General features: G+C 63.3%; 13 protein-coding genes. 6 read left to right on the top strand and 7 right to left on the bottom strand.

Annotation, left to right across the window (positions count from 1 at the left end; translation table 11 throughout):
- Positions 1 to 72: 72 nt before the first annotated feature.
- The 6 genes from pbfA (at position 73) to ACZYHG_RS30730 (ending at position 6,552) form a co-directional block, all read left to right on the top strand.
- Positions 73 to 1,431 (top strand): (R)-1-hydroxy-2-aminoethylphosphonate ammonia-lyase, encoded by a 1,359-nt coding sequence (gene pbfA / locus ACZYHG_RS30755; protein WP_464611788.1) that lies wholly within the window; start codon positions 73 to 75, stop codon positions 1,429 to 1,431.
- Positions 1,432 to 1,433: 2 nt separating this feature from the next.
- A complete protein-coding gene (locus tag ACZYHG_RS30750) occupies positions 1,434 to 2,444 on the top strand; it encodes a 2-hydroxyacid dehydrogenase (protein ID WP_464611787.1) in 1,011 nt (336 codons plus the stop codon).
- Positions 2,445 to 2,699: 255 nt separating this feature from the next.
- Positions 2,700 to 3,731 carry a 2-aminoethylphosphonate ABC transporter substrate-binding protein gene (locus ACZYHG_RS30745; RefSeq protein ID WP_464611786.1) on the top strand — a complete coding sequence of 344 codons (1,032 nt, stop codon included), beginning with the start codon at positions 2,700 to 2,702 and terminating at the stop codon, positions 3,729 to 3,731.
- A 58-nt stretch (positions 3,732 to 3,789) separates the two neighbouring features.
- Complete coding sequence (locus ACZYHG_RS30740) at positions 3,790 to 4,902, top strand: ABC transporter ATP-binding protein (protein ID WP_464611785.1); 1,113 nt, start codon at positions 3,790 to 3,792, stop codon at positions 4,900 to 4,902.
- The gene (locus ACZYHG_RS30735; RefSeq protein WP_464611784.1) at positions 4,895 to 5,752 is read left to right on the top strand and encodes a 2-aminoethylphosphonate ABC transporter permease subunit; all 858 of its coding nucleotides are present in this window, start codon (positions 4,895 to 4,897) and stop codon (positions 5,750 to 5,752) included. Before ACZYHG_RS30740 ends, ACZYHG_RS30735 begins: the two co-directional genes overlap by 8 nt.
- Positions 5,753 to 5,754: 2 nt before the next feature.
- Entirely contained in the window at positions 5,755 to 6,552 is a 798-nt protein-coding gene (locus ACZYHG_RS30730) for an ABC transporter permease subunit (protein ID WP_464611783.1), read from the top strand.
- Positions 6,553 to 6,563: 11 nt separating this feature from the next.
- Here the strand turns inward: ACZYHG_RS30730 and ACZYHG_RS30725 are convergent, their stop codons facing one another.
- The 7 genes from ACZYHG_RS30725 to ACZYHG_RS30695 are packed head-to-tail and all read right to left on the bottom strand — an operon-like array spanning position 6,564 to position 12,399.
- Complete coding sequence (locus ACZYHG_RS30725) at positions 6,564 to 7,013, bottom strand: MaoC/PaaZ C-terminal domain-containing protein (protein WP_464614828.1); 450 nt, start codon at positions 7,011 to 7,013, stop codon at positions 6,564 to 6,566.
- A complete protein-coding gene (locus ACZYHG_RS30720) occupies positions 7,010 to 8,086 on the bottom strand; it encodes a Gfo/Idh/MocA family protein (protein ID WP_464611782.1) in 1,077 nt (358 codons plus the stop codon). The genes ACZYHG_RS30725 and ACZYHG_RS30720 overlap by 4 nt, the downstream gene beginning before the upstream one ends.
- Positions 8,079 to 8,408 carry an L-rhamnose mutarotase gene (locus ACZYHG_RS30715; protein WP_464611781.1) on the bottom strand — a complete coding sequence of 110 codons (330 nt, stop codon included), beginning with the start codon at positions 8,406 to 8,408 and terminating at the stop codon, positions 8,079 to 8,081. The genes ACZYHG_RS30720 and ACZYHG_RS30715 overlap by 8 nt, the downstream gene beginning before the upstream one ends.
- 10 nt (positions 8,409 to 8,418) lie before the next feature.
- Positions 8,419 to 9,531 (bottom strand): mandelate racemase/muconate lactonizing enzyme family protein, encoded by a 1,113-nt coding sequence (locus ACZYHG_RS30710; RefSeq protein ID WP_464611780.1) that lies wholly within the window; start codon positions 9,529 to 9,531, stop codon positions 8,419 to 8,421.
- 3 nt (positions 9,532 to 9,534) lie between these two features.
- Entirely contained in the window at positions 9,535 to 10,632 is a 1,098-nt protein-coding gene (locus ACZYHG_RS30705; protein ID WP_464611779.1) for an ABC transporter ATP-binding protein, read from the bottom strand.
- Positions 10,633 to 10,636: 4 nt separating this feature from the next.
- Positions 10,637 to 11,503 (bottom strand): carbohydrate ABC transporter permease, encoded by an 867-nt coding sequence (locus ACZYHG_RS30700; RefSeq protein WP_464611778.1) that lies wholly within the window; start codon positions 11,501 to 11,503, stop codon positions 10,637 to 10,639.
- Complete coding sequence (locus tag ACZYHG_RS30695; protein ID WP_464611777.1) at positions 11,503 to 12,399, bottom strand: carbohydrate ABC transporter permease; 897 nt, start codon at positions 12,397 to 12,399, stop codon at positions 11,503 to 11,505. Before ACZYHG_RS30695 ends, ACZYHG_RS30700 begins: the two co-directional genes overlap by 1 nt.
- Positions 12,400 to 12,527 lie beyond the last annotated feature (128 nt).

Genomic DNA, 12,527 nt, shown 5'->3' with positions numbered 1-12,527 from the left:
GGGATCAAACCAACTGGCAGACCAACCGAGGGGGCGTTTCGACGCTCCCTCATTCGCGTTTCGGAGACCATGATGGCCGCGATAACTGAGCTTGTGCATACAGAGGGCGACTCCAACACTACGGCCGCACGTAGCCGCTGGGACGCCGGCCAAAGTGATCCCCGCATCCGCGGCCTACTCGACCGCGACGCGGCTGCCTTCATGCACCAGAGCCTGTCCAGCCCCTGCCTTTCGACGATCGCCACGGCTGAAGGCATCTGGATCGAGGACACGGCCGGGCGCCGCTTCATGGATTTCCATGGCAACAGCGTGCACCACCTCGGCTACGGCCATCCCAGACTGGTCGCTGCGATCAAGAAGCAGCTCGACGACCTCTGCTTTGCGCCGCGCCGCTTCACCTGCGAGCCTGCGGTCGAGCTGGCGGAGAAGCTGGCAGCACTTGCGCCCGGCGATCTCGGCAAGGTGCTGCTCACCACCGGCGGCTCTGACGCCATCGAGGTGGCACTGAAGATCGCGCGCGCCGCCACCGGACGCTTCAAGACAGTGTCGTTCTGGGATGCGTTTCACGGCGCCGGTTTCGGTGCGGCAAGCGTCGGCGGCGAAGCGACCTTCCGCTCGCACATCGCAGGCCCGATGATGACCGGCACCGAGCATGTCGCGCCATGGGATGGCTATCGCTGCCCCTACGGCCACGATTCCCTGGAAGCGTCGGGCCTCGCTTGCGCCAACATGATCGCCTACGTGCTCGGCCGCGAGCAGGATGTGGCGGCGGTCGTCGCCGAACCGATGCGCGCAACGCCCAACCCGCCGCCACCCGGCTTCTGGAAGCGGGTGCGCGAGGCCTGCGACCGGCACGGCACGCTGCTGATCTTCGACGAGATCCCGACCGGTCTGGGCAAGACGGGAAAATTCTTCGCCCATGAGCATGATGGCGTAACGCCCGACATTGTCGTGCTCGGCAAGTCGCTTGGCGGCGGCATCCTGCCGATCGCAGCCGTAATCGCCCGCCGCGACCTCGACGTCACCGGCGGCTTCGCCATAGGTCACTACACCCATGAGAAGAACCCGGTGACGACGCGCGCCGCCCTGACCACCATCGATATCATTCTGGAGGAAGGTTTGGTCGAGCGCGCGGCCGAACTTGGCCGGCATATGCTCGGGCGCATGCAGGACCTGATGGCGCGCTCCGTCCATGTCGGCGACGTCAGGGGCAGGGGGCTGATGGTCGGCGTTGAGCTGGTCGAGGACCGCGCCACGCGCCAGCCAGCGCGAGAGCTTGCCGAGCGCGTCTTCTACGCTTGCCTCGAACAGGGCCTGAGTTTCAAGATCAGCCAAGGCAATGTGCTCACACTGTCGCCGCCGCTGGTCATTTCGAAAAGTGATCTCGACCGCGCGCTCGACATCGTTGAGTCCGCAGTGCTGGCGGCCTGACCATGAAGGCTGTGCGCACCGATAGGGAACTCGAATGCCCCGGCATTGACGCCGGTCTGCGAGCGAGAGGCGTCAAACTGGTGACGCTGCCCGACGGCATTCCAGAAGCCGATCTCATCGCCGCAGTCACCGACGCCGATCTTCTTTTGATGTGCTACACGCCGATCACCGCGCGGGTGATCGACGCAGCGCCGAAATTGAAGGGCATCGTCAAATATGGCGTCGGCATCGATGCCATCGACACCCCGGCCGCGATCCGTCGCGGCATTCCCGTCGTCAACGTTCCGGAATATGCCGAGGAAACCGTCGCCGAGGGTGCGTTCGCCCTGATGATCGCGCTGGCCAAGCGGCTGCCCTCCATGATCGCGGCGGTGTCTCGCGATGGCTGGGTCTGGCCGGAGCAGCGCTGGCTGGGACGTGACATTTCCGGCGCCACGCTCGGCCTCGTCGGCTGCGGCAAGATCGGCCGCAGCATGGCGCGCATGGCAGGCCAAGGGTTTCGTGCCCGCGTACTTGGCTTCGATCCCGGTGTCGATGCGGCTACCATGAAGGCCGCCGGCATCGAGAAGGTCGATGACCTCCAGGCCATGCTGCGCGACTGCGACTTTGCTTCGCTCCACTGCGTGCTCAATGACAAAACACGCGGCTTGATCGGCAACGTGGAACTCGCCTGCCTGAAGCCCTCCGCCATCATCATCAATGTCTCGCGCGGCGCGCTCATCGACGAGGTAGCACTTGTCGAGGCGATCGTTGCGGGGCGCATCGGCGGCGCTGGGCTCGACGTCTATTCGGTCGAGCCGCTGGCCAGATCAGGCCATCCGATGAGCGCCCTGTTCGATCGCGACAACGTGATCCTGTTTCCGCATCTCACCTTCTTCACGCACGAGGCGATGCGCCGGCTCGAGGACGACACGCTGGCGCGCTGCTTCGAGATCCTTGACGGCCGGCCGGTGACCATCCGCTCGCATGATCCGCGTTTGCGGGCGCAGACATCAGGCGTTTTATTCGGCTGATAGCCGTTATTTTTCAGATTGATAGGCGCCGTCAGCGCAGCTGCGATCGCGCCCACGACAGGGATGCGACAGTTCCATGACAAATATCAGCAGAAACTTTGCTGTCATAAAATAAATAGATTTTACTTATCGATCGCCAATCCCCAAAGTTGTCACAACGACGACATCCAATCGGCTCAACGTCCGCCAGAGACACGAAGCCGGTCGGTCCTAGTGCATCGCAGAATGTGCCTTCAATCACAGGGGAACTGATCCATGAAATCGCGAAATCTCACCATAGCCATGGCCTTCACCGCGTCGCTGCTGGCGTCGTCGGCTCTCGTCGCTCCGGCGCTCGCCGACGGCGTCGTCACCATCTATTCCGCCGACGGCCTGCATGACGGCAATGGCAGCTGGTACGAGACCGAATTCGCTGCCTTCACCAAGGCGACCGGCATCACCGTGCAGTATATCGAGGCAGGCTCGGGCGGCGTCGTCGAACGCGTCGCCAAGGAGAAATCCAACCCACAGGCCGACGTGCTGGTGACCTTGCCGCCCTTCGTCCAGCGCGCCGCCGCTGACGGCCTGCTGCAGGACTACAAGCCGGAAGGCGCCGACCAGATCGATGGCGGCACCGACAAGTACCGGCCTGTCGTCAACAACTATATGAACTTCATCTACAACAGCGCCGTGCTTTCGGAAGCGCCGAAGAGCTACAACGATCTGCTCGATCCGAAGTTCAAGGGCAAGATCCAGTATTCGACCCCCGGCCAGGCCGGCGACGGCACAGCCGTCATGCTGCAGATCATCCATGCCTTCGGCGGCGAGGATGCCGGCTTCGCCTTCATGAAGAAGCTGCAGGACAACAATGTCGGTCCGTCGGCCTCGACCGGAAAGCTCACCGCGTTGGTCAACAAGGGCGAACTGCATGTTGCCAATGGCGATCTGCAGATGAACATGTCGCAGATGGCCGGCAACCCGAATATCAAGGTGTTCTGGCCAGCGGGGCCTGACGGCGTGCGCTCCACCTTCGCGCTGCCCTATGAAATCGGCCTGGTCACCGGCGCACCGAACGGCGACAACGGCAAGAAGCTGATCGACTTCCTGCTCTCCAAGGAAGCCCAGTCGACGGTAAGCTCCGTGGCTCTTGGCCTCCCGGCCCGCAAGGACGTGAAGCCGGATGATGCCAACTTCGCCAAGGCGCAGGAGGCGATGAAGGGCGTCATCATCTGGTCGCCAAATTGGGACGAGGCGCTGAGCAAGCTTCCCGACTACGTCAAGAAGTGGAACGAGGCGACCGGAAGCTGAGGACAGGAATCCGGAGGACCAAGCCATGTCGGCGGTTGCTTTCACAGGACCCAGTGTCATGGACATCGACGCCGCGAAAATTCGCGGCGCCGGTTCCAACGTCCACTTCGACAAGGTCAGCGTCGCCTATGGCTCGCATGTCGTCCTGCATCCGCTGACCCTGGATATCGCGCCCGGCGAAATCCTGGCGATGATCGGCCCGTCCGGCTCCGGCAAGACGACCGCTCTGCGCGCCGTGGCCGGCTTCGTGCGGCCGGCGAGCGGCCGCATTCGCATCGGTGCTACCGATGTCACCGATCTGCCGCCTTACGAGCGTGGCCTCGGCATGGTGGTCCAGAACTACGCGCTCTTTCCCCATATGCGGGTCGAGGACAACGTCGCCTTCGGCCTCCGGGCACAAGGCGCCGACAAGGCGCTGATCGGCGAACGGGTGAAAGATGCGCTCGCCACTGTCGGCATGGCGACTTTCGCCCGGCGTTATCCCCGCGAGCTCTCGGGCGGCCAGCAGCAACGCGTCGCGATTGCCCGCGCGCTTGCCGTGCGGCCGCGCGTGCTCCTGCTCGACGAGCCGCTGTCGGCGCTCGACGCGCAGATCCGCCGCAACATGGTGGAGGAGATTGCTCGCCTGCACCGCAGCCTGCCGGGCCTGACCATCCTTTATGTCACCCACGATCAGACCGAAGCGCTCACGCTCGCCGACAAGATCGCCATCATGCGCGACGGCAGGGTCTGTTCGCATGGACCGACGACGGAACTCTATCGCCGTCCGCCGAACCGCTTCACCGCCGAGTTCCTCGGCCGCGCCAACCTCTTGCCGGTGACGGTCGCCGAAGCGGTCGGGTCGAAGGGCTTTGCCAAGGCAAGGCATGGCGATGTGGTGCTGACCGGCGCTGGCCGTGACGAGAAGGCCGGCGACAAGAGCCTGCTCTGCATCCGGCCGCAGCACCTCAGCCTGACACCCGACGGCGAGCACACCAACCGCATCGTCGGCACGCTCAGGGAAGTGCACTGGCAGGGGGAACTCACCCACCTCGTACTCGATGTCGACGGCACGCCGGTGCGCGTCTCGGCAACGAAACTGCCGGTCGAGCTGCCCGAACCCGGCGCGAAGGTGCCGCTGTTCTTCGCGCCCGCCGACACCTCGCTGCTTCCGGAAGACGCCGGTGTCTGACGCTGTCGCAATTGGCGCGCCGGCGATCAGGCGGGAACCCGGCAAATTCTGGATCGTGCCGCCGGCGGCCCTGCTGGCGCTGCTGTTCTTCTATCCTCTGGCGCTGATTGCCCGCCAAGCCTTCCTCGACGACAGCGGTGTCGCCAATCCCGCCGAGATCATCAGGGTCTTGCATTCGCGCTTCTTCCTCAACGCGCTGATCAACACGGTGACGATTTCGGTTTCCGCCACGGCGGGATGCTTGATCGTCGGCCTCGTACTCGCGCTGATCCTTGCCTTCGTGCCGTTCCCCGGCAGCGGTTTCATCGCCCGGCTGATCGATACCTTCATCGCGCTGCCAACTTTCCTCGTGACGCTAGCCTTCACCTTCCTCTACGGGTCGGCCGGCATGCTGAATGCCAGCCTGATGGAGACCTTCTCGCTGCCGCTGCCGCCTGTCGATTTCCTCTATTCGACCTGGGGCGTGGTGCTGGCGGAAGTCACCGTCTACACGCCCTTCATCCTCCGCCCCCTGCTTGCCGCTTTCTCGCTGGTCGATCGCGGCCAGATCGAGGCCGCAAGCGTACTTGGCGCGCGCCCGTTCCGCATCGTCCGCCAGGTCATCCTGCCTGCCGCAATCCCGGCACTCATCGCCGGCGGCAGCCTCTGCCTGCTCTTGACCGTCAACGAATTCGGCATCGTGCTGTTCATCGGCGCCAAGGGCGTCATTACGCTGCCGCTGCTGATCTATGGCAAGGCGATCCAGGAATCGGCCTATCAGGTCGCCTGCATCATCGCCGTGGTCAACATCGCGCTGTCACTCGGCCTGTTCGGCCTCTATCGTTTCGCCGCCGGCCGGTTGGGAGTCTAGCCATGCTGGTCTGGTCGCGCCCTGGTCGCATCGTGCTGTGGCTGCTCTTCGCGCTGATCTTCGGCGTGCTGTTCCTGGCGCCGCTGGCGGTCATCCTGTTGTCCAGTCTCGCCGATCAATGGAACGGCGTGCTGCCCAATGGCTTGACCACCGAGCATTACACCGATGTCGTCCAGGGCCAAGCGTGGAACGCGGTGAAGGCGAGCCTGATCACCGGCTTTCTGGCGAGTGCTCTGGCGCTGGTCAGCGGCACCTGGGCAGCGCTTGCGCTCCGCGTCCAAGGCGCCACGCTGAGCAAGGTGCTCGGCTTGCTGTTCTTCATCCCCAGCGCGGTGCCTTCGGTATCCGTCGGACTTGGCCTGCTGGTCGCCTTCAGCCATCCGCCGCTGCTGCTCAACGGCACCGTGGCGATCGTCATGATCGCGCATTTAGTGCTGATCTCGGCCTTTACCTTCGGCAATGTCTCGGCCGGTCTGGCGCGGCTTTCACCCGACTTCGAACAGGTCGCGTCGAGCCTTGGCGCGCGGCCCGCCTACCGGCTCTGGCATGTCACGCTGCCGCTGCTGGCACCCTATCTGGTCGCCGCTTTCGGCTTGAGCTTCGCGCTGTCGATGGGCGAGCTTGGCGCCACCGTCATGGTCTATCCGCCGGGCTGGGTGACGCTGCCGGTGTCGATCTTCAGCCTGACCGATCGCGGCGACATCTTTGCCGGAGCAGCGCTCACCATGATCCTGGTGGCGGCAACGCTCGTCCTGCTGCTCGGGCTCGAGCGCATCACCAAGCGCGCCACCGGCGCGTAGCTGACACTGCCTCAGGCCGGCTTGCGTTCGACGATATAGATGTGGTCGGCCGCCAGCACGACTTCATTGCGCTGGTTGATGACCTCGCAGCGCTCGATCACGCGTCCTGAACCCGGCCGCTTCGGATCGTCCTCCTTGGCCGTGATCGTGGTGCGCGTGCGGATCGTGTCGCCGATGAACACCGGCTTGATGAAGCGCAGCCGGTCATAGCCATAGGAGAAGGCGACGGGATTGACGATGCTTGCCGTCAACCCGATGCCGACTGAGAACACCAGCGTGCCATGCGCGATGCGCTGGCCGAACGGCGTCGTCTTCATGTATTCGGCATCCATGTGGTGCGGGAAGAAATCGCCGGTGTGGCCAGCATGGACGACAAAGTCGGTCTCGGTGATGGTGCGACCGGAGGTGAGGCGCGACACGCCGATCTCGTAGTCCTCGAAATACTGGATCTGTTCCATCAGGGCCTTTCCGTGATCGGCGTCGCCGGCGCCGCGCTCGATTTATACGCGGCTTCCACCAGCGCCATCGTGTTCCAGGCGTCCTCGACCGAGCTGACCAATGCTTCGTCCTCGCCTGCGGCAAAACGCTGGACATTGGCCATACGGCCGACAAAGGCGTCGGGGAACCATTCGCCGGCGAGCGGTACGGTAACCCAGTCCGTCCCGCCTTTCGGAAAGATTTCCAGTATATCTGGCTCGCCCCGGGGATAGTCGAGGTTGAGGCCAAGTTTGAGATAGGCCGCACCTTGGGTGCCGCAAATTCGAAACTCGCAGGCCTGGTGCCGGCGGCCGAACTTGTGGTCATGGTTGATCGACAGCGCGCAGCGCACCGTGTCGCCATAGTCGAGAATGGCGCTGGTGCGCGTCTGCGCAACCTTGTGGTTGGGATGGCCAAGTGTCTTGGCGTGGATGCCCTTGGGATCGCCAAGCAACTGCCGGATGAGGTCGAGATAGTGGATCGAGTGCATGGCGATCTCGACACGCGGTGCCTTGAGCAGGAACTCCCAGAGCTCCCACGGCGTCGCCAGCGCCAGCCAGGCGTCGAAGTCGACAACTTCGCCCAGCCAGCCCTTGGCGATGGCGTCATTGAGCGCCAGCATCATCGGCGCAAAGCGGAGCTGGAAATTTACGGCCGCCTTGAGCTCTTTGGCGCGGCAGATTTCGAGGATCTCGGTCGCCTCGCCGAGGTAGTTACCCATCGGCTTCTGGATTAGGGCGACCGAACCATCAGGCAAGGCTTTCAGGATTTCGGCGTGCCGTCCCGGCGGCGTCGCCAGATCGAAGATCGCATCCTTGACGGCTGTGGCTTCGTCGACCGAGCGGAATGCCGTCACGCCCCAGGTCTCGGCCAGTGTCCGTGCCTTGGCCTCGTCCGGATCATAGAGGCCGGCAACCGGAAACCCTGCCTTCCGGTAGGCCGGGAAATGCGCGTCGCCGACGATCGACCCGGCGCCGAAAGTGACGATCGGCCGAGGCTTCGAGGGTCTGGGCCAGGACTGGATGAGCGAGCTAGGGTCGAAACCGCCCTCAGTCATGATGGAAGACTTCGTCCATCGACGCCCACCATTCGCCCTCCTTGCGGGTCGCCAGCGGCTCCTGGCATGGCATGCAGACAGCCCACCATTCCTGCGTCCTGGGATCGGCAGCCATCTTGGCCATGTCGGCCGCATAGTCGGTGCCGTGATATTCGAAGTAGGAAAACAACAGGTTCTCGGGCCGCTTCAGATAGATCGAATAATTCTTGATGTTGCAGGCCGAGATCATGGTCAGGACGTCAGGCCAGACGGCGGCATGGAGGCGGACATACTCCTCGACCTTTTCAGGCTTCAGCCCCAAGACCATTCCCATCCGCTGCATGTCCATTCCCCTATTTCGTGATCGTCGTGGTGAATTCGGCGATGCTCATGGCCTTGACCGCGTCCCAGTCCCAGTCGATGCCGATGCCGGGCTCGTTTGGCGCCAGCGCATGCCCATCCTCGATGCTCATATGCTTGCCGGTCAACTCATCGAGTTGCGGAATATACTCGACGTACCGGCCGTTCTGAACAGCGCAGGTCAGGCTGACATGCAGTTCCATCAGGAAATGTGGGCAGACCGGAATATCGAAGGCCTCCGCCGCATGCGCGATCTTGAGCCACGGCGTGATACCGCCGATGCGGCCGACATCGACCTGCACGATGGAGCAGGCGCCTTTTTGCATGTATTCGCGGAAATGGCGGATGGAATAGAGTGACTCGCCGATGGCGATCGGCGTCGGCGTCGAATTCGACAGGCGCACATGGCCATCAATGTCGTCGGCCGGCAGCGGCTCCTCGATCCAGGCCAGATCGAGCTCGCGAAGCCTTGCCGCCCGCCGGATCGCCTCGTCGACCGAAAACCCCTGATTGGCGTCGGTCATGATCTCGTAGCCGTCGCCAACGGCTTTGCGCACCGCCGACAGGCGGGCGAAATCCTCCGACCCGTGCGGCCTGCCGATCTTCACCTTCGAGCCGCGAAATCCCTTCGCCTTGGCGGCCAGCGCGTCATCGACCAGCGCTTGCGTCTCGATATGCAGCCAGCCGCCCTCGGTCGTGTAGAGCGGGCAACGGTCCTTGGCGCCACCGGCCAGCTTCCATAGCGGCAGGTTCTGCTTCTTCGCCCTGAGATCCCACAGCGCGGTATCGATCGCGGCTATGGCGATGGCGGTGATCGCGCCGATGGTTGTGGCGTGCGTCGCGAATTCGAGATCGTGCCAGATCGCCTCGATCATATCGGGGTCGCGGCCGATCAGGCGCGGAACAAGATGGTCGGACAAGAGCCGCATTACCGAGGAGCCGCCGGTGCCGATCGTATAGCTGTAGCCGGTGCCGACCGCGCCGTCGGAATCGGTGATTGTGACGATCGGCGTTTCCTGGCTGACGAAACTCTGGATGGCATCGGTGCGCTTGACCTTGGGCACAAGGTCCACCATCCGAAGTTCTATCTTTTCGATTCTAGCCATCGGTCAGCTCCGCAATGTCTTTCCGGTGTCGGTGGCAAACAGATGCGCCTGCGACATGTCGAGGCTCATGGCGACCTGCTCGCCCGGCCGCAGCGGCCTCGGATTCAGCATCCGCGACACCCAATCCGTGCCATTGAATTCGACGAACACCAGGGTCTCGTTGCCAAGCGGTTCGGTGACCGTGACCGGCAGTTCGATCTGATGGACCTCGGCGACACCGCCGGAACTGATGCCATGGCCAGCCGGATAGATGTCGTCAGGCCGCAGTCCGAACACGACCTTGTCGCCGGTCGCGACATTGGCCTTGAACTGAGCGGGCAGAGGCAGTTTTACGCCACTAGCGAAAACCATCTGGCCGTCATCGATTGTCGCCTCATGCAAATTCATCGGCGGCGAGCCGATGAAGCCGGCAACGAAACGCGTCGCCGGCCGCCGGAACACCTCGTCGGGCGTGCCGACCTGTTCGATATGGCCGTCGCGCATGATGACGATGCGGTCGGCTAGCGTCATCGCCTCGACCTGGTCGTGGGTGACGTAGATCACCGTGGACTGCACCTTGGCATGCAGCTTCTTGATCTCGGTGCGCATCTGCGTCCTGAGCTTGGCGTCGAGATTGGACAGCGGCTCATCGAACAGGAACACGTCGGGATCGCGCACGATGGCGCGGCCCATGGCGACGCGCTGGCGTTGGCCGCCGGAGAGTTGCGAGGGGCGGCGGTCGAGCAGCGTGTCGAGGCCGAGAATGGCGGAAGCTTCGGCGACGCGGCGCTCCATGTCTTCCTTGGCAGCGCCGGCGATCTTCAGCGAGAAGCCGAGATTCTCGCGCACCGTCATGTGCGGATAGAGCGCGTAGGACTGGAACACCATCGAGATGTTGCGCGAGCGCGGCGGCAGATCGTTGACGACGCGTCCGCCGATTTCGATCGAGCCGGCGCTGATTTCCTCCAGCCCGGCGATCATGCGCAAAGTCGTCGACTTGCCGCAGCCCGACGGGCCGACCAGCGCGATGAATTCGCGGTCGGCAATGTCGAGATCGATGCCATGCACGATCCCGATATTGCCGTAGCGCTTGGTCAGTTTTTTGAGGGAAACCGTTGCCATGGGATCAGCCTTTCACCGCGCCGGAGGTCAGGCCGCCGACAAGGTGTTTCTGGACAATGAAGGTGAGGGTGAGCGCCGGGATGATCATCACCACCGCCAGCGCGCACATGCCGCGCCAGTCGATGGTGAATTCGGCTGTGTAGTCGAGCAGGCCGACCGGCAGCGTCTTGGCGCTGACAGAGCGGGTCAGCTGCGAAGCCAGCGCGAATTCGTTCCAGCAGGTCAGGAAGGCGAAGATGGCGGCCGACGCAATGCCTGGTCCGGCGAGCGGGAACTCCACCTGCCAGAAAGCCTGCCAGCGCGTGCAGCCATCGATCTGCGCCGCCTCCGCCAGATCCTTGGGCACCTGGCGGAAGAAGCCGTCGATCAGCCAGATCGTGAACGGCACGTTGAGCGCGACATAGGCAAGGATCAGCCCGAAATGCGTGTCGATGATGCCAAGCCGCACATAGAGGAAGAACAGCGGCAGCGACAGCGCGATGCCGGGCACCGTGCGCGTCAGCATCAGGCCGAGGAAGACGCTGGACTTGCCGCGGAAGCGGTAGCGCGCGAAGGCGTAGCCGCCGGCCATGCCAATCGCCACTGCGATGATCGTGGAGGTCACCGAGATGATCAGCGAGTTGCGGAAATATTCGATGACAGGGATGCCGCCCTTGCCGATGCCTGAGAACATCGAGACATAGGCGTCGAACGAAATCTCCTGCGGAATCCAGACAGGCGGCTTGGCCATGATCTCGACCGTCGGCCGGAGCGACGAGATGACGATCCAGAGGCCCGGCAAGCAGATCGTCAGCATCGCCAGGAACAGGCCGATGCGATAGACGATGCCGAGCAGCCGGCGCTTCAGGCGGGCGGAAGAGTTCTCGTCCATCACCACTCCGCACCGATCTGCGTGCGCGCCGCGGCGAGCTTGTTGAAGAAGTAGACGGTGAAGGCGATCGACAGCAGGATCGAGAAATAGGCCATGGCGTTGGCCATGCCCATGCGCCCGTCGCTGTAGGCGGTGCGCGCCACCAGTGTCCACAACAGCTCGGTGCGGCCGGCCGGTCCGCCATCGGTCATGATCTTGACGATGTCATAGGCGCGCGCAACGTCGAGCGAGCGGATGGTCATGGCGATATAGGCGAAGGGCATGACGAACGGCCACGTGACATAGCGGAATGTCTGCCACGGCGTGCAGCCGTCGACGCGCGCCGCCTCGATCGGCTCCTTGGGCATGGCGAGCAGGCCGGCGAGGATCAGGATGGCGAAGATCGAGGTCGACGACCAGATTTCGGCGATCGAAATGGCAATGAAGGCAAGATGGCCTTCGATCAGCCACGGTATGGCGTCCTGCGTGATGCCGAGCGACTGCAGGGCGTTGTTCACCAGGCCGATATTGTCGTTGAACATGAACTTGAACTGGAAGCCGACGAGGATCGGCGAGAACATCATCGGAAACATCATCAGCGTGCGCAGGATGCGCTGGCCGCGCGTTGCCTTCTCCACCAGCATGGCGAGGCCGAGGCCGAGCAGCATTTCGAGATTGAGCGCGATGGTCAGCAGCAGAACGGTGCGGCCGAAGGCCCACCAGAAATCGGTGTTGGCCAGGATCGACAGATAATTCCGGAAGCCGATGAAGACATAGAATGTCTCGGGCTTGATCAGCCGGAAAGGCGTGAAGCTGGAATAGAGCGACAACAGCAGCGGCACGACGACGACCGCCGCCAGCACAATGAAGGCCGGAAGCAGCAGCAGGAACGGCGCGGATGGCTTAAAGCCCTTCATCAGAATTCCTGAAATGTTGCATTGGACTGGCGCCGAGGCGGACGCGACGAAAGGGCCATGTATCGCCGAGCATACGCCAGGACGCGATCGCCTCCCCCATCATGATGGGGGAGGCAGCCTTGGAAGTC

It is taken from the genome of Mesorhizobium subarcticum (assembly GCF_055456085.1).
This window is presented reverse-complemented; position numbering and strand designations above follow the sequence as displayed.